The 17,391-nt window shown below is 46.2% G+C and carries 21 protein-coding genes and 1 tRNA gene; 15 read left to right on the forward strand and 7 right to left on the reverse strand.

Annotated features, from left to right (window positions below):
* Positions 1-51: 51 nt before the first annotated feature.
* The 5 genes from E4N66_RS07810 to E4N66_RS07830 form a co-directional block, all read right to left on the reverse strand.
* On the reverse strand, positions 52-2,424 hold the full coding sequence (locus E4N66_RS07810) for a methyl-accepting chemotaxis protein (RefSeq protein ID WP_253727566.1): 2,373 nt from the start codon (positions 2,422-2,424) through the stop codon (positions 52-54).
* A gap of 105 nt (positions 2,425-2,529) precedes the next feature.
* Positions 2,530-3,900, reverse strand: a complete 1,371-nt coding sequence (locus tag E4N66_RS07815; RefSeq protein WP_253727567.1) for an MFS transporter — start codon at positions 3,898-3,900, stop codon at positions 2,530-2,532.
* A 9-nt stretch (positions 3,901-3,909) separates the two neighbouring features.
* Positions 3,910-4,398 (reverse strand): SoxR reducing system RseC family protein, encoded by a 489-nt coding sequence (locus tag E4N66_RS07820; RefSeq protein WP_253727568.1) that lies wholly within the window; start codon positions 4,396-4,398, stop codon positions 3,910-3,912.
* A 34-nt stretch (positions 4,399-4,432) separates the two neighbouring features.
* A complete protein-coding gene (locus E4N66_RS07825) occupies positions 4,433-5,332 on the reverse strand; it encodes a TIGR00282 family metallophosphoesterase (RefSeq protein ID WP_253727569.1) in 900 nt (299 codons plus the stop codon).
* Positions 5,329-5,886 carry a tetratricopeptide repeat protein gene (locus E4N66_RS07830; protein ID WP_253674222.1) on the reverse strand — a complete coding sequence of 186 codons (558 nt, stop codon included), beginning with the start codon at positions 5,884-5,886 and terminating at the stop codon, positions 5,329-5,331. The genes E4N66_RS07825 and E4N66_RS07830 overlap by 4 nt, the downstream gene beginning before the upstream one ends.
* Positions 5,887-6,033: 147 nt before the next feature.
* Between E4N66_RS07830 and E4N66_RS07835 the strand changes: the two genes are divergently transcribed.
* From E4N66_RS07835 to E4N66_RS07850, 4 genes are all read left to right on the forward strand, one after another.
* A complete protein-coding gene (locus E4N66_RS07835) occupies positions 6,034-8,583 on the forward strand; it encodes a ribonucleoside-diphosphate reductase subunit alpha (protein ID WP_253727570.1) in 2,550 nt (849 codons plus the stop codon).
* A gap of 89 nt (positions 8,584-8,672) precedes the next feature.
* Entirely contained in the window at positions 8,673-8,879 is a 207-nt protein-coding gene (locus E4N66_RS07840) for a DNA-directed RNA polymerase subunit omega (RefSeq protein ID WP_044012743.1), read from the forward strand.
* A gap of 3 nt (positions 8,880-8,882) precedes the next feature.
* A complete protein-coding gene (gene miaA, locus E4N66_RS07845) occupies positions 8,883-9,866 on the forward strand; it encodes a tRNA (adenosine(37)-N6)-dimethylallyltransferase MiaA (protein ID WP_253727571.1) in 984 nt (327 codons plus the stop codon).
* Positions 9,867-9,977: 111 nt separating this feature from the next.
* A tRNA-Ile gene (locus E4N66_RS07850) sits at positions 9,978-10,051 on the forward strand.
* A gap of 106 nt (positions 10,052-10,157) precedes the next feature.
* On the opposite strand, the gene E4N66_RS07855 is transcribed toward E4N66_RS07850, so the two are convergent.
* Both E4N66_RS07855 and nrdD read right to left on the reverse strand, forming a co-directional pair.
* Positions 10,158-10,928, reverse strand: coding sequence for a radical SAM protein (locus tag E4N66_RS07855; RefSeq protein ID WP_253727572.1), 771 nt, complete (start codon positions 10,926-10,928; stop codon positions 10,158-10,160).
* A 3-nt stretch (positions 10,929-10,931) separates the two neighbouring features.
* Positions 10,932-11,444, reverse strand: a complete 513-nt coding sequence (gene nrdD / locus E4N66_RS07860) for a glutaredoxin family protein (protein WP_253727573.1) — start codon at positions 11,442-11,444, stop codon at positions 10,932-10,934.
* Positions 11,445-11,718: 274 nt separating this feature from the next.
* Between nrdD and rpsP the strand changes: the two genes are divergently transcribed.
* Genes rpsP through E4N66_RS07915 form a run of 11 tightly spaced genes read left to right on the forward strand, consistent with a single transcriptional unit; the run spans position 11,719 to position 17,299 of the window.
* A complete protein-coding gene (gene rpsP / locus E4N66_RS07865) occupies positions 11,719-11,967 on the forward strand; it encodes a 30S ribosomal protein S16 (RefSeq protein ID WP_044012752.1) in 249 nt (82 codons plus the stop codon).
* Positions 11,968-11,981: 14 nt separating this feature from the next.
* On the forward strand, positions 11,982-12,215 hold the full coding sequence (locus tag E4N66_RS07870; protein ID WP_006188554.1) for a KH domain-containing protein: 234 nt from the start codon (positions 11,982-11,984) through the stop codon (positions 12,213-12,215).
* A complete protein-coding gene (gene rimM / locus E4N66_RS07875) occupies positions 12,215-12,739 on the forward strand; it encodes a ribosome maturation factor RimM (protein WP_253727574.1) in 525 nt (174 codons plus the stop codon). The genes E4N66_RS07870 and rimM overlap by 1 nt, the downstream gene beginning before the upstream one ends.
* Positions 12,736-13,482, forward strand: a complete 747-nt coding sequence (trmD, locus tag E4N66_RS07880) for a tRNA (guanosine(37)-N1)-methyltransferase TrmD (RefSeq protein ID WP_253727575.1) — start codon at positions 12,736-12,738, stop codon at positions 13,480-13,482. The genes rimM and trmD overlap by 4 nt, the downstream gene beginning before the upstream one ends.
* Complete coding sequence (gene rplS / locus E4N66_RS07885; protein ID WP_044012761.1) at positions 13,460-13,819, forward strand: 50S ribosomal protein L19; 360 nt, start codon at positions 13,460-13,462, stop codon at positions 13,817-13,819. The genes trmD and rplS overlap by 23 nt, the downstream gene beginning before the upstream one ends.
* A 5-nt stretch (positions 13,820-13,824) precedes the next feature.
* Positions 13,825-14,802 (forward strand): hypothetical protein, encoded by a 978-nt coding sequence (locus E4N66_RS07890; RefSeq protein WP_253727576.1) that lies wholly within the window; start codon positions 13,825-13,827, stop codon positions 14,800-14,802.
* Positions 14,803-14,860: 58 nt separating this feature from the next.
* Positions 14,861-15,127 (forward strand): EscU/YscU/HrcU family type III secretion system export apparatus switch protein, encoded by a 267-nt coding sequence (locus E4N66_RS07895; RefSeq protein ID WP_044016828.1) that lies wholly within the window; start codon positions 14,861-14,863, stop codon positions 15,125-15,127.
* Positions 15,120-16,352, forward strand: a complete 1,233-nt coding sequence (locus E4N66_RS07900) for an HD-GYP domain-containing protein (RefSeq protein ID WP_253727577.1) — start codon at positions 15,120-15,122, stop codon at positions 16,350-16,352. The genes E4N66_RS07895 and E4N66_RS07900 overlap by 8 nt, the downstream gene beginning before the upstream one ends.
* Positions 16,349-16,723, forward strand: coding sequence for a YraN family protein (locus E4N66_RS07905; protein WP_044012766.1), 375 nt, complete (start codon positions 16,349-16,351; stop codon positions 16,721-16,723). The genes E4N66_RS07900 and E4N66_RS07905 overlap by 4 nt, the downstream gene beginning before the upstream one ends.
* Positions 16,720-16,896, forward strand: coding sequence for a hypothetical protein (locus tag E4N66_RS07910; RefSeq protein ID WP_200877759.1), 177 nt, complete (start codon positions 16,720-16,722; stop codon positions 16,894-16,896). Before E4N66_RS07905 ends, E4N66_RS07910 begins: the two co-directional genes overlap by 4 nt.
* 1 nt (position 16,897) lies before the next feature.
* Complete coding sequence (locus E4N66_RS07915; RefSeq protein ID WP_253674213.1) at positions 16,898-17,299, forward strand: hypothetical protein; 402 nt, start codon at positions 16,898-16,900, stop codon at positions 17,297-17,299.
* Positions 17,300-17,391 lie beyond the last annotated feature (92 nt).

Below are 17,391 nucleotides of genomic sequence, written 5' to 3' on the forward strand. Positions count from 1 at the left end.
AAACCGAAGTTTAGAGATTCCCATTATTTTTAAAAAGCGCCGAAAATGAGATTAGATTTCAGGAACTTCATTTTCATCAGGGGCCGCTTCCCGCTTCTGAAAAGATAAACGATTTAAGCGGCCGATAATTTCCCGTGTTTGTTCCTGCGATTCCGCCGTTTTTGAAAAAATACGTATTAAGTTGGTAATATTGTCAAGCATTGAATCGATTTCTGCATTAACTCTTTCCGTTGCCTTTGTTAAGCGGCCAAAGCTGGAAACCGTATTTTCCCGTGTTTCAATTATGCGGCTATTTTCGTTCTTTAACGCCGTCATTTCTTCCAATACTTCCTTCAGCGTTTGCTCCATACGGGTAGTATGAGCATCCGTATGTCCGATAAAGGTTGCGATTTCCGCGAGCATGTGTTCAAAGTCCGTCACCTTATCGCTAATATCGGCAAAACTCTGAGCTAAAATATCCGTAGCAGAAGCGGTTTCGTCGATGGAAGCAGTAATCTGCTTAATAATTTTTCCGGTTGAATCCGATTCCGCAGATGCCCTCTCAGCCAAATTCCGGATTTCTTCGGCAACAACGGCAAATCCCTTTCCCGCATCACCTGCATGGGCAGCTTCGATAGCGGCATTCATTGCGAGCATATCCGTCTGCTCGGCGACCTGTGTTATCAACTGGTTGGTTTCAAGCAAAACAGCGGAACGGGTAGTAATATCGGATATTGTCTTGGTCATCTTTGAAAAGTTCGTCTTACCGACTTCATTCGCTTGGAAGATATTCATGAAGTTATCTTGAATAACCTTGAATTTTTCCGTCAGCAGCTTCGTGTTTTGGATTAAGTCCATAAGCTTATCCATTGCATCCTTTGATTTTTCACTTTGCTGCGTAATCTGCGTATCCAAACCTTCAAGGAACGTATTTAAATAGTTTGTATTGGTTTCCGTATCGATCAAACTCGTTTTCTGTGAGGATACCTCTTCAAGTACCAACTTAATATAGCTTGAAATTTTATCCACATAGGACTGAGCACTGTGCATATTCGAAGTCAACACAGCATCTTCGTTTGCCAAATCTTCAATAACTTTTTTAATTTCAGTGATAAACGTATTCAATTGATCGGAAGAAGCAATGACTTTATCACGCATCAACTCGCTCTCTCGTTTTTCAAAATAGAATATTCTTGCGAATGAGACAGCTTGAATCAGCAGGAAAAAGAGAAGCCCGAAGGGGAGCATTGCCGGCGTTTGAATAATGTCCATTCCCTCAAGGATATCGATCAAGGCGGTAATTGTCAGTACGGCAAAGCCGGTTGCAATGAAAGATGCCTCTTTTTCTTTTTTATACATCAACCGGATGATAAGATAGAGAAGGTACACAACCTCCAAAATACAAATCATTTGGTGTATAAAGAGAAACGATGCAAAAAAAGCACCTTTTGTAACAAGCGTTAAAATCCCGTACAACACCCCTTCTGCTACCCAAACGATAACGATAATCTTATTAATATATTTCTTATAAAGCGCATAAAAGTACAGGATGACAGGAATTGAGACCGTTGCAAAGCTGAAATAGTCCATACGCAGCGCTGTCATCCAAGAAAAACCGAATAAATCGCATCCGATCATCGTCCCTGTTGAAAGTATTCGTATCATAACGATAAACACGAGCAGGGTAAAATACAAAATACTGATTTCTTTTGATCTGAAAATAAACAATATCAAATGGTAAAGACCGAGCGCTAATGCAAAGCTGAAAATCATTGCTTCGATAAGCTTACGCTGATATATCGACGATTCGATGGCGGATGTTTTATTAAGAATAACAGGATTGTATATACCTTGTTTTTTGTGATCAATACTCTTTATTTGAATCAAAATATCGATCTGCGTTTCGCCTGAGGGTAAGACAAAACAAGAAGATTGCGCATCTGTAAGTTTTCTTCCGGAAGGATTATATGCGTCAAGTTGCACACTGTTTGCAAATACGGTCAGCGAAGGGAACCTGTTTTTCAGATACAGCGAAAGAGAAGGCGCTCCTTTAGGCAACAGCAGTCTTATAGCATATGTCGCATAGCCGTTTGAAGGATATGCTTTCCCCTGTCCCGCTGCTTTAGCAGTCCAAGAGGACGGTACCGCTATATAGTCTGACGGTTCTTTCCAATCTTCCAGAAATTCGTTCCAGAAAAAGCCGTAAGTACCGTTAAGCGACACTTTTCCCTTGGTATCAAAATTCCAGTTTCGTAAATCGATAACGCCGCCTTGTACCGTCGGTGCAGTTTCTGCATAGACAGCCATGCCGCTTCCCCAAAAAACAAACGCCGCTAATACGGCGGAAAAAAGACATTTTTTATGATGGACAGCTTTTTTAAACAGTGAACCGAGACGAACCGCTTCGGTATATTTTTCACCGGGATGAGAAATTAATTCTTTCATGCTGTAATTCTCCATACTGTATGCCGTTATCACAAGGGCATGACAAACCATCCCTGTTATAAACCGGCTATTTTTAATACTATCATTATAAACTAAAAGTATGAATTATGCTAGCGCCTTTCTTTTTTTATCGATAGGATAAAAATGAATAAGTATAAAACCCGATAGACACACGGCAGCAGCAATCGGTCCGGCAATAAGTCTAATGGCAAATATCGTGCTGGGAGACTGAATTGTATCCGCATGATAGCCCGCAGCGCTGAGAATTAAACCTGAAACACCGGTCGAAACAGCCTGTCCGAGCTTACTGGCAAAGGTCCACACTCCGTAATAACAGCCCTCGTTGCGTACCGTATCGGGCTGCCACGCAATCGCATCGGGTAGCATTGCCCAAGGAGTGGCAAAGGCGAAACCGACCCCTATTCCTGCGCATACGAATGAGATTGCAAGACCGGTTACGCCGATACGGTGCCCTATAAAAAAGATAACCATAGTAGAAATACACAACACGGCAAGTCCGGTACGGTACGAAAAATTTTTTCCCAATAGATTTGAACATTTCGCCGCAATAGGAATTGAAACAATCGCCGTTATCAGCAACAGTCCCATAATCATGCTTGATAGAGATTCCGCTCGGTAAATGTATTTAAGGTAATACACAACCATTCCCTGTAAAAAATTGAGCGCGGTAATATGCAATACAAAAACCGCTAAAAGCACCGTATATGCGGAATTTTTAAACACCGAACGGTAGGAAGCAAAGAACGCGTTCGCCTTCCCCGTACTTGTTTTCGGCGGTACGGCAGACTCTTTCACTGAAAAAAAAGTGATAAGCGTTGTTACCAGAATAATACCGCCGATAACGGCGCCTGCTGCGGAGAATCCCGATGCTTTGGATGGAAATATATTGACAATCGGCATGACGATGACAGCTCCCATTATCGTACCGATGCCGGCGCATAAAAAACGATATGCATTGAGTGAGGTTTGCTCGTTATAATCGGAGGTTAATTCGGGGGTCAGCGCCGAATACGGAATATTCACAAGAGTCATGGCCGTGTTCACTAGACAGAGCATCAGCAATGCCCACCAAAACAGCGCCGTTTGTGCGGTAAGCGAAGGCTTGGTAAAAAACAGCCAGAGCGAAAGGCCGAACGGCAACGCTCCGAATAACAGATACGGCCGGCGCCGTCCGAAACGGGTGCGGGTATTGTCGGAAAAAAAGCCGACGATAGGATCGGTCACGGCATCCCATATTTTTGCCGTCATAACGGCGATTCCTGCAAGAGCGGGTGCAAGGTACACCGTATCGGTGAGATATGTCAGCGTCCAAAACCCCATAGCCGTAAAAAATAAATTTCCACCGATGTCGGCAATTCCAAATCCGATTTTTTTCCGTACCGGAAGCCGGGCTTCGGCTAATTTCACTTCCGTAATCGGCACTTCCGCACTCTCGGCAATGTTTTTTTCATTCATAGTTTTTTTTTACTCATAGACGGTAACAATCTGCGGAAGCGCCCGCTCTTTTAAGATACGGTTTATGCCAAAAGCGATAGCCGCCCCTACGGCAAGGCCGGCGGCAATACCGGCAAGCGCAAGTCCTTCGTTTTGCGTCCGTAAAAAGATTGCAGTAAAAGCACCTGCCGAAAGGATAAGCGGAATCCCCACTGCACACAGTCCCTGAAAACGGGCTGCCTTCTCGGAAATAAAGACGCCGACCTTGTTCCCGATCCATAAATCTTTTCCCGAAACGTTCAGCGCATCGACAACATTTCCCTGCACCACCAGCAAGCCGTCTTTACCGCCTCCTCCGCAGCCATGACAACCGCCGCCGCATGATGCGCATCCGCTGCGGCTATCGGTAGACTTAATGGAACAAAGATCCGCTTCGGGGGTATCGTATTCAATAGTTGCAATCTGCATGCCGTTCCGTTTTGTTATCGGTATACGTATCACTCTTCCTGTTTTTTCCATTAAAAAGCCCTCCAAAATTACATACGGATATACGTTATGATGACTGCGGCACCGCAGCGGCAGGCATTTCGATACGGACTCGTTCTATCGACAAGGCGCCGCCCGCCCCGTCCAGCTCAATATCCAGCCCTTGCACACAGACCCGCTGCCATGTTTCTTGCGGGTACTCAAAAAGGCCGGTACGGTATTCCCGTATCTTACCGGACGGGGCATGTCCGCCGACGGAGTCAAAGCTGCCGGTTCGTCCCGCATCCGTGATATAGGCGGTTTTTCTGCCATGCTGCCCGCAGTATGCTTCTGCCGCTCCCGTCTGTGCATTGATATGCGCATCTGCGGCATCGGTACCGGAGAAACCGGATTCGGCGGACATCAGCCGCTCATCGGCTGCGGCGGCGCCCGTACCCGACCCGATCAACACGGAGAGCCTCCCTGCAAGAAAGAATGCCATAGTCTGCTTTTCGGCAGTTGCGGTTGAAGAAAAATCAGCCACGATAAACGGCGTTTCCCTTTCTATCTTCGGAAGCAGCGCCTGCATCAACGCAAACGGATTATCCGCTAAAAGCCGATGATGCCCTACCCGCCCCAAAATCGAAATAACTGCAAGTTTTTCCCCGTTTCGGGCTGTAAAATAGCGGTAACCGGCTCCCGAACTGTACTCCGGTAGATTACAAGGACGCAGGACAAACGGCATATTCGGGAGATTTTCGACTAAATCTTTCTTTTGAAAGATACAATCCCCGCCGGTGATACAATCGATCCCCATTTTTCTTAAATAACCGGCGTGTTGCTTACCGAGCCCGCCTGCACCTGTCGCCATACCGGCATTTGCGATAATAAAGTCAGGCTGATAGCGGCGCTTAATTTCCGCAATATTTTTTCTAACCGCCCACACGCCTACTTTACCGGTAATTTCGGCGATATAAAAAATTCTCACGGCTCGTTCCGCTTTTGTACGAATGTGTCCGGATTTTTTAATGCCAGTCTATCAATTATTTTAGTACATTTTTTTGCAAGTTTTTTGTTTCCCAGCATCGTATAGGTATCGCGTAAATTAAAAAGTGTATCCTCAGAATCGGGAGCAAGTGTCAAAGCCGATTCAAAGGCACGGCGGGCTTGTTCGTATTTTTCTTCATTAAAAAGGAGCGTACCGTAGTTATTCCAAATGCGGCCGTTTTCGGTCTCAAGCTCAAGTGCTTTCGTATATGCAAGCCGAGAAGCCTCCATCTCGCCGGTTTCATGGAGAACAACTCCCAACGTATCCCAAATATCTGCATCAAAGGGATTACAGCGCGCTGCCTCATAGAGCGCATAGCGGGAGTTATCTTTATCATCAAGCGCATAGTAACTGAGCCCGAGGTTAAACCACATCAAACTGCTGAACGGTTCAAGCTGCAAACCGCGGCGGAGACACGCGATCGCTTCGCTATGACATCCCTCGGCGGCGAGCATCACTGCACTGTCGTTAAAAAAATCGGCTGTTTCTTGCATACTTAAAATATATACTATCTTACGAAAAACCTCAATCGATGCAATCAATACCGCCGATGCATTTGCCGGTATTGAAACGGTCGTTCCATACTCTCCTTGACGCCTTTCACCTTTCCCATTAGAATTTCAAAGATAAGGAAATTAGGAATGGATATTATTAAACGGAACGGAGAAAAGGAAGCCTACAATGCCGAAAAAATTACACTGGCGATGCAGGCAGCATTTAACAGCGTAACAGATACGGCAGCGCAGCGCAATAATGGAAACAGCGCGGTGCTTTTGCAGCAGATGACAGCAGAAATCGAAGCTGATATACATGAACTGAGTAAAAACGGCAGTCCGGTGCAGGTTGAAACCATTCAAGATTTGGTTGAAAAAACAATGATCGAGCATAATTGCTATGCCGAGGTTAAAAATTTTATTCTTTACCGTGTTGAGCAGACAAAAAAACGGGATGCACGGCATGCTATCGCCGCTCATTTTACCGCGATTGATATTTTGCCGGTGCTAACCCGCATTCAACAGGATTTTTCTGAAGAGCAATACAGCTTAACCCTGCTCTTTCACAAGTTTGAATCCTTCCGTAAGCAGGATATGACAGAATCGGAATTACTCGCCTTGCTGATAAAGGCTGCTGTTGAGCTCACTGCACAGGAGGCTCCCCGTTGGGAGTTTATTGCCGCCCGCTTTTTAATGCTCGACTTTTCCGAAAAGCTGAAAGCCGAACTTGCCAAGCGGAACATCCGATCATTCTACGAAAAGCTCACCTATCTGGAAGAAAAAGGGCTCTACGGCGCGTATATCCGTGCAGGGTATTCAAAAGAAGAGCTGGAAAAAGCCTATTCATATATTGATAACGGTAAAAACGACCTTTTTACCTATAGCGGCTTGGATTTGCTTTTGCGCCGGTATGTTATTTCCACGCGGGGACATATTCCGCTCGAAACACCGCAGGAGATGTTCTTGGGGATCGCCTTACACCTCGCGTTGCATGAAAAAAATGAGCGAATGGAATGGGTACGCCGCTTTTACCTGATGCTGAGCAGCTTGCAGGTTACCATGGCGACGCCGACGCTTTCCAATGCCCGTAAGCCCTATCATCAGCTTTCATCCTGCTTTATCGATACCGTTCCCGACTCACTCGACGGGATTTACCGCAGCATCGATAACTTCGCAAAGATTTCCAAATTCGGCGGCGGCATGGGGCTGTACTTCGGCAAGGTGCGGGCAGTCGGCGCCCCCATCCGCGGCTTTCAAGGGGCGGCAGGAGGGGTTATCCGCTGGATAAAGCTTGCAAACGATACTGCTGTCGCCGTCGATCAGCTGGGAGTGCGGCAGGGTTCGGTAGCCGTGTACTTGGACGTATGGCACAAGGACGTACCGGAGTTTTTGCAGCTCCGTACCAATAACGGCGACGACCGGATGAAGGCGCACGATGTGTTCCCTGCAGTGTGTTGCCCCGACCTCTTCTGGCGCACCGTCGATGAGGACATCAACGCTCCGTGGTACCTGATGTGCCCGCACGAAGTTCTCACGGTAAAAGGCTACGCGCTGGAAGATTTTTACGGCGAAGAATGGGAAAAACGCTACAAGGATTGTATCAACGATAACCGGATTTCAAAACGGGAAATCCCGATAAAAGAGCTGGTGCGCCTCATCCTAAAATCAGCGGTAGAAACCGGTACGCCGTTCATCTTTAACCGCGACCATGCGAACCGCGCCAACCCGAACGGACATAAGGGCATGATCTATAGCTCCAACCTCTGTACCGAAATTGCACAGAATATGAGCCCGATCGAGACGGTGAATACCGAAATTAAAACACAGGATGGAGAGACCGTGGTTGTAACCGTTACAAAGCCCGGCAATTTCGTTGTCTGTAATCTCGCATCGCTTGTCCTCGGCAATATCGACACCGATAACGAAGCCGAGCTGGAAGGTGTCATAGAAGCGGCGGTGCGTGCTTTAGACAATGTAATCGATCTCAATTTTTATCCCGTACCGTATGCAAAGATCACCAACGAGCAGTACCGCGCTATCGGTTTGGGCGTTTCGGGCTATCATCATTTACTGGCAAAAAAACACATTGCATGGGAAAGCGAGGCGCATCTCCGCCTTGCCGATGAGTTGTTTGAAAAAATCAATTACTACGCGGTGCAGGCAAGTATGCGAATTGCTGAAGAGAAAGGTTCGTACCGCCTCTTTGAAGGCAGCGATTGGCAAACCGGCGCGTATTTTGAAAAACGCGGCTATCATTCCGAACAATGGAACACACTGCGAAACGCGGTTGCCCGACACGGTATGCGGAACGGCTATCTGTTGGCGGTCGCTCCGACCAGTTCAACCTCGATTGTCGCAGGCACTACCGCCGGCATCGATCCCATTATGAAGCGCTATTTTTTGGAAGAAAAGAAAGGTTCGTTGGTACCCCGTGTTGCCCCTGCCCTCTCGCTCGAAACCTATTGGCTGTATAAGAACGCCCACACCATTGATCAGCTCTGGAGCATCCGCGCCTGCGGTCTCCGCCAGCGTCATATCGATCAGGGGCAATCCATGAACTTCTATATTACCAACGAGTACAGCTTCCGACAAGTGCTCAACCTGTATGTTGAAGCATGGAAAAACGGCATAAAATCTGTCTATTATGTCCGCAGCCGCTCCCTCGAAGTGGAAGAATGCGAAAGCTGCAGCTCGTAGCGAAAACATATTCAACGATTGCTCATCTTTCACATAATTGGCAAGCAAATCGGTTGCAGCAAATACTAAAACTCGCTATAATATGCGCTATGATTTTTCCGTTAAAAGAATTGATTGAATTCAAAGGCAATATTTATGAAATTACCTGTGCTGCAACACGGCGCGCTTTTCAGCTGGTAACTATTCAAGATCCGATACTCGAAGAAAACAACGATAAGGTTGTGTGCACTGCAGCGTCGCAAGTGTTTACCGGTGCTATCGACTATAAAATAGAATACCGCCCCGATCATTCCTAATTCTTGATATCGACACATACCATTCCGGTCGCGGTTATTTTCGGGGCTACCGCCTGCGGAAAAACCGCGCTTGCCGCTCATCTTTTTACTTCTCCTGTTAACTCCATTAAAGCGGAGATTATATCTGCCGATTCGGTACAGGTATATCGCGGTATGCCGATCGGTTCGGCTCAGCCTCCGCAAGAGCTTCTCGATACGCTCCCCCATCACCTCATCGGGATATGTAACCCTTCCGAAGAATTTTCCGTAGCGGACTTTGTACGCAGCGCGGATGCACTCTGCCAGGACATTGCAAGCCGCGGCAAACTGCCGGTTGTGCTTGGCGGGACGGCTTTTTACATTAAACATTTTATGTACGGTATGCCGGTTACCCCGCAGGCGGATCCGGTTTTACGTGCACAATTGCAGGAACGGATGCAGCGTGTCGGCGCCGCGGCAATGCACGCGGAACTTGCGTCTTTTGACCCCACATCGGCAGCCAAGATCCACATCCATGACGAATACCGTATTCTCCGCGCGCATGAGGTGTATTGCGCCTCGGGGCGGCCGCTCAGCTCATTCGAGCTGTCGTACCGTTATCGCGAGGGTTTCCGCTTTTGTCCGATATGTTTAGACCGCCCTCGCGATGAACTGTACCGACGCATCGAAATCCGTGTCGATGAGATGTTTGCGCAAGGATTGCAACAGGAAATTGCGCAGCTCGTTTCCGAAGGGTGTACCGCCGAATATCCTGCAATGAAAGCAATCGGTTACCGAGAGTTTTTTGAGCTTTCCCCCGATGCGCCGGCGGCCGCCCCGCTCGATGCGGTGAAAGACCTCATTAAGCGCAACAGCAAACGGTACGCCAAACGGCAGCAAACCTTTTTCCAATCCTTTCCGAATATTCACCGCATCGATATGACTGATCCGGAAAGCGAACAGCAAGTCGTAGAGATACTTCAGCAACTCTGTTATAGAGGATCTCTAGGAATACCAAGGTCTCTCTAAAAACTCGGTTAGATTTTTTGCCGTCCTTATCGGTTTTCGGCGTCAATTTTCAACATTCGTTTTCGATTGCCTTGACTAAAGCCGCAAAATAAATTACTATAGTGCTTTCTTGGGCCTATAGCTCAGTTGGTTAGAGCAGCGGACTCATAATCCGCGGGTCGCCGGTTCAAGTCCAGCTGGGCCCATTCTCCCCTCACAACAATTTCTACAAGTAACACCGGAGCGGAACCTACAGCATTGCGCTGTAGAGAACTCATGATTTTCTATCCATTTTTATAAATTGCAAATTGATTAACGTAATCTACTATTGGGAATCTTTGTTCCGGCAAGACGAATCAGCTCTTCTGTTTCAGCCTGTGTATATGGACGGATTGTATTCCATGCCGGATTAAGACAGTTTCCCGGTAAAAAGGGAGCAAAAAACCATGCGGCATCGGAGGGGAGCAATGCTGAAATAGCGCGTATATCCTCGGCGGCTACAAGCGGCGGTACAAGAACAGTTCTATATTCGATTTCTACCGGCCGGCGGAACATGTGCTTTTCCTGCAAAATCATCAGTGTCCGTTTCAGTGCAGCTTCAGGCTGTTCAGCCGACGGCTCAGTCCCTGCCGGACAACAAAATTTGAGTTCATGATAACGGGCGGGAGCAGTCTTGATATCAACGGCTATCATATCCGGACAGAGTGCGTCGTCATGCAGGAGGGAATACATCTTATCCGGCAGTAAACCGTTTGTATCAAGCTTAACGGCAAGCCCTGCCTTTCGTGCCCGTAGAATAAGTTCCGGTAAAAACGGAGACAGGAGTGCTTCGCCGCCCGAAATAACAAGTCCATGCAATACCGGCTTCCGCTTTTCGATATGTTCATAAACCGCTTCGATCGGTACGTAATCATTCATACCGCCCTGCAATGACTTACCGGCAGGACCTTCCGAAACGGACGCACATACAAGCTCACCGTTATAGCAATACGGGCAGCGCAAGTTGCAGCCGGGCAGAAAAACCGCAGCAGCAACCTTGCGCGGATAGTTGACAAGCGTGGTTTTCTGCAGACCGACATTCATAGTTTACGCGATAACCGCTTCAGCCGTATATGGAGTTAAGTGATACGCTTTAAGATCGGCAACCGAATATGCACGGGAAAGTTCTTTTTCCGATTCATTATACATGATAACGGTAGGACAGGATCGGACGCCGTGCTTTGCAGCTGCTTTAATACCTTCTTCGGTGTCGGCATCGATATAATGGATGTCAATACCGAGATTATTGCAGTAATCCTTAACAGGTGGGCAATTGGGACACGTCTTCCGCGTATACACCTCAAAAAATGCAGGATATTGAATCGATGTTGTTCCCGTATCCACTATGGTACTTTGCCCTGCATAGAGGGGCGTTTTAGGATTTTCGTGTTCGAACATTTTCCGCTCTGAAAACTCTTCACGCTTGCCCTTATTCCAGTTACGGACGGAACGGTAATAACCGACTATGCGTGCATATACTTCCGTTGTAGAACCGTGTACATTTTGCAGCTCAGACTGTGCAGCTGCAATATCAGCATTGATTGCTTCTCTTGTTCTCATGGTATCTTACCCACCTTTATAAAGATATATTTCACTATATGAGTTTATCCATATAGTGTTAATTATGCTTACATTTATGATAATACCACCATATATAGTGTATGTCAAGTAGTCAAATAAAATCCCTCTTTGCCGTAAAACTCGATGTCCTATAGTTGACCAAGTATCGGTTTTCATGTACTATAGCCTGTATTTTATTCTTGTAGGAACATCCCTAAAAGCTGCCGTTTTTAGTAGTTCCCACCATAAATAATTAATTTCAGGGAGGATTAACGTGAGCGTAAAAATCAGACTCAAGAAATTCGGAACAAAAAAGCGTCCGTATTACCGCATCGTGGTACAGGATGTCCGCGAACCCCGTGATGGTAAAACCATCGACGAAGTAGGCATCTATCATCCTATTGAAGCGGAAGACCAGCAGATTGCTTTTGATGCCGATAAAGTACGCGGTTGGCTTAATAAAGGCGCTCAGCCCACCGACACGGTTCGTCACTTACTCAACAAAAAACAATTCACGTTATAGGTCGGCTATCGAACATGGAACGTGATTTAGTCGAGTACATTGCAAAATCGCTTGTTGATGATCCCAGTGCCGTTTCCGTATCGGAAAAAGAGACCGACCGCGGTATTGTGCTGGAATTGCGCGTTGCAAGCGGTGATGTAGGAAAGGTAATCGGAAAATTCGGAAGGGTTGCTCAGGCAATTCGGACGTTGCTTATGGCATCAGCCGGCCGGAGCGGAACCCGTTATTTGCTGGAAATTCTTGATTAATGGACTGGCTCATAACCGGTAGGATTCGGGGTACATTCGGTCTTGAAGGCTTCCTTAAAATTGAAAGCTGTTCAGGCGAATATGAACATTTTCTAAACTTTAAAGAGATAAAACTGCAGCTTCCATCCAAGGGGACGGAAACACAGCCTCCCGAGCTATTCTATCAGGTTGAAGAGTGCGTTGTCCGCAATGCGGACGCGTTATTAAAACTACGAGGTATCGATTCGCCCGAAGCGGCAAAGAAGCTGCACGGAGCGGATATATTGGTTCCTCGCGATATGGCTTGCCCGCTCGAACGCGGCGAGTTTTATATCAATGATCTTTGTAATTCTGACCTTGTGTACAAAGGAAATTCTGTGGGTACAATTGCAGATGTAGTGGAAGGCGGAGGCGGATTGTTATTGGAAGTCTCCGAGGCTGCAACAGGCAGAACCGTGTATATTCCGTTTCGTTCCCAATTTATTGGAAAGATAAATATACCGGCAAAGCAGGTTGAGCTTATGCACCGCTGGATTCTCGAATGAGATTCAATGTGCTGACCTTGTTTCCCGAAATACCCGCCGCCTTTTTCGAATCGTCGATCATGGCGAAGGCGGTTGAGCGGGGGCTTATTACCTACAATCTGGTGAATATCCGCGACTTTGCTTACGACAAGCATCGAACCTGTGATGATCTAACCTACGGCGGTGGGGCTGGAATGCTCCTATTGCCGCAGCCGCTTTCGCTCGCGCTCGATTCCGTACAGGCTGCCGAAAAGAGGGTTATCTATGTAACCCCTTCCGGTAAACCCTTGACGCAATCACGTGCAGCGGAGCTTGCACGAGAACAAGAGCTCGTGTTTATCTGCGGCCGCTACGAAGGAATTGATCAGCGAATCATCGACGAATACGTTGACGATGAAATTTCGCTCGGCGACTACGTCATGTCCTCAGGTGAACTTGCTGCACTCGTAATAATAGACGCGGTGTACCGCTTGATCGACGGCGTTATTTCCCGCGAATCCCTTGAAGAGGAGAGCTTTTCCGACGGTTTGTTGGAATACCCCCAGTACACACGGCCGCAGATATTCAGGAACAGAGCAGTTCCTGAAGTGCTTCTGTCCGGCCACCACGAACACATTCGTAAATGGCGGCTTGAACAGCGGATTAGAAAGACGCTTGCCATGCGTCCCGACTTGCTGACAGCAATCCGCAGTTCGCCTGAATGGACAAAAGAAGCGGAACTTATTTTACAGGAGATAACAAATGGCAGAGAATTTAATTCGTAAGATTGAAGAAAAACAAAAGATTGTCGAAAAACCTTCTTTTAGAGTAGGCGACACCGTAAAGGTACACTTCAAGATTATTGAAGGGAAAACCGAACGTATTCAGATATATGAAGGCTTGGTGCTGTGCTTTAAAAATGCCGGTATCGGCCGAACATTCACGGTAAGAAAGAACTCTTACGGCGTTGGTGTTGAACGCGTATTCCCGCTCCACTCACCGCGTATCGCAAAGGTGGAAGTTGTACATGCCGGTAAGGTACGCCGCGCCAAGCTGTATTACATCCGCGAGAAGATCGGTAAGGCGGCAAAGATTAAGACACTGCTGCAGAAAAAGAACTAGCGAATATGCAAACCGTAGCGGAACGGCCGGCGCTCATTATCCCGTTAAGACGGAACACTGCGCTTAACAAGGCCGTTCTTTTACCCGGGAATACCGCTGCAGGTTTTTCCGAAAACGAACCGGTAACGGTTCGGATACTGTCTATCCTTAAAAACAATATGATACGGATTGCCGTCAAGGGAACCGTATTGCAAGCACAGACGAAAGCTCTTTCTCAAGACATTCGAGAAGGAGCTTTTTTATTGATGCGCGTTCATATTGCCGAAAATACGGTGGTACTAATACCGTACCAAAAACATATACTTCCACAAACTCCTCATAACGATGTATTTACTCAACTCGGCATACCGCAGTCAGATCTTACGGCAGCACTCATTGCTTTTTTTCGCGAAAACGAACAGCCGCTTCAATCCCGACAACTGTTAAAAATTCTTTCATCGCTTCATGCTTTTGCCCCGCACGAAAAAAAAGCCGCTTTCGCTGCTGCTCTCCTCTACTCCCGCGGACTAGAACCTTCACCGCAGCTGATTGCACAATGCCTTGCAGCGCTTTTCGGACTTTCAGACACACACCTTGAAAAACCGATCGATGCTCCGGAAGATGACGATCTTTTCCGTTTTCTCAATCATGTAAAAGCCGGTAAAAACCATTGGGTCGTATTCCCGTTTGAAAAACAACTCGACACACTCTGGAAAGGTTCGGCAGCTTTTCTACTTGACCTGCAAGACACCGTATGTCATGAATGCTGTCTGAGAGTACGGAGTGAAGAAAAGCAGGAATCATGGACGTTTACACTCAAAAACAATGCCTGCCTTTTTTCCTATCAGGGAACAGCAGCACTTCCAGCACAGAAACGAGAAGCACTCACGGCATTGCTGCTGGATTGTCTGGAATCCGCAGGAGTTACGTCATATACCGTACACTATGCCGATGGTAATATAGAAGAAAATCATGCTCTTGCATCAATTGATATATCAGTGTAGAATGAGTTAGGAGTGGGTATGACTTTTTTATATTACCGTAAAGATGAAAAGCGATAATATGAGCAAAGTACGGGATTGTTCGGTAGCATTGTCATATACATTCGGAGAGAGTGTTCCGCTGATCACCGCCTCAGGACGCGGTGCGGTTGCTCAAAAGATACGGGAAATTGCAGATAAATGTCATATTCCCCTTATCAATAACCCTCTGTTGGCGGAAGTGTTGGTTGAAGCTGAAATAGGCTCTTGTATTCCAGAAGAAACGTATCAAGCGGTTGCCGCTCTTTTTGCATTTCTTCAAAAAAAGGATGGGATAATCGGTGCTTAGGCGAATTAAGGTAGAAGATTTAAAAGAAGGCATGATATTTTCAGAGCCGCTTTTCTTTGATGACGGTAAGAACAAAGTCCTCGGCAAAGGATATCCGGTTTCTGAACGTGAACTATCGGTATTAAAGCAATGGAAAGTGCCTTTTGTTATGACAGCCGGTAAAAGCATAAAAAAAAGAGCAGAAGTAGCTGAATTGGTTGAAGAATTAGATGCACTACCTGATGAAGGAGCTCCTACTACCGCTAAGTCTGCCGGTAAAAATGCTCAAAAGAAAACAGCAGAAGAAAATACCATTTTACAGTTACCGGATATTTTAACGCACAGCGAACTGTATACCGAATATTTGGCAATTATCCTCACATTGGATATTTTTTTAACCGAGGTAAAAAAAAGAAAACCCTTATCCCCCCGGCCAATAGATGGAATAGCCCTGAGGCTCCATAATTTACTTGCAGCCGATAGATCGCTCGCTGTTTCATTTATCCTATCGGCCCAAATTCCTGAACGAGATATGGCAAAAGCCCTCGTTGATACTGCTATTTTGGCCGAAACCATTGCAAAATTTATGAATCTGCCCGAAGATTATATTGATGATATAGTACTCGGCTCTCTATTGCACGATTGCGGTATGCTGAGAATTCCGGGTACCATTTTAAATAAGAAGACTGCGTTTTCCGATACCGAAATGCAGACTGTTGCAGCCCATACCGTCTATGGCTATAAAGCTGTATTATCGGAATTTGTGTATACCGAACGAGTCGCAATGCTTGTTCTTGAGCACCATGAACGCTGGGACGGCAAAGGATATCCTAATGGACTTGATAAAGATTCCATCGAAATAGGTGCCCGTATTATTGCTGTTGTAGATGCCTTTGTCGCAATGACCGCACGGAAGGCGTATCGCAGTGCATTACTCGGTTACGATGCAATGAAAACCCTCCTTGCAGATAAAGGCCGCCACTTTGATTATGAAGTTATCAAAGCGATGATTCAGAGTATCGGCGTCTATCCTATCGGCTCAATAGTATTAATGAACGACACCTCCATCGCACGTGTAGTCGGTATAGACCCCGAAGCCCCCTTACGGCCGCTGATTAGAATCCTCATCGATGAAAGCGGGCATCTGTATCCTAACAATAAGGGCAAACTCATCGATTTAAAAGAATACAAAAATACTTTTATTGTCAAAGCTATCGATCCGTTGCAGTATCAGCAAAAAAAATGATGGAAGAACGGCTGGGGCCGGCAGGTGAGACATTCGCAGCAAAATGGCTTGAACGGCAAGGGTATTCCATCATTGCCCGAAACTGGCGAACAAGAACAGGGGAAATTGATATCATAGCGGAAAAAGACGAAACGCTTATCTTCTTTGAAGTAAAAACGTTACCCCATACGCAGCTTACGGACTTGGATATCATTGTCGGAAATAGAAAACAGGAAAGGATTTGTAAAACCGCTAAATATTTTCTCTTAACTCATCGAAAATATAACAAGATGCATATACGGTTTGATGTTCTTGTGTTGCCGTTTGATCCGCGAACGATAGACACAGCAGAACCCTTGCATCTAGAGAATGCTTTTGAGGACTATGTATGAATGTTGGCGTGTTTCCAAAGAAAGAGCGGTATACCCCCCGCAAATACTTTACCGAATCCGATTTTCGCGAAATGGAAACAAAACTCAATGATAAGGCATATATTCAAGCTGCGATATACCGATTAGCATCGATATTGACCGAACAGATGATGTATATGAAGGATGAAGAATAATATGAATAATAGGCGGGGACATAGAAAAGAAAACCGTTATACAGAAAATACCACGGTGAATAATAAACCGTATATCAACACACAACATGAGGAACCTACCGAACTTTTTATCTGTACACGGTGCGGCAAACCGATCAAAGATTTAAGCGCCGCATTAGCGGATAAAACAGATGGCAAGCCTGTACATTTCGATTGCGTATTGAATTTTTTAAAGCAAAACGAAGTCTTACACGAAAATGAAGCGATTTCGTACATCGGTCAAGGCAGATTCGCCGTTATCAAATACGCTTCAATGGTAACGATGAAAGAATTCACTATCGTTAGAATCATCGAGTGGGAAGATAAAAACCAGCGCGCAGAATGGCGCGGCACCATTGCCGACCGTTTCAGCTTAATCGATTAGCCTTGTCTGGAAGTGTACATCCTGAGTACAACTGCTTAACGACGCTTCACCGAATTTGTTGCACTTTCCTTGCCCAACGAATTAATGCATTG

The sequence above is a fragment of the Treponema sp. OMZ 857 genome (genome assembly GCF_024181085.1).
GTDB lineage: Bacteria > Spirochaetota > Spirochaetia > Treponematales > Treponemataceae > Treponema.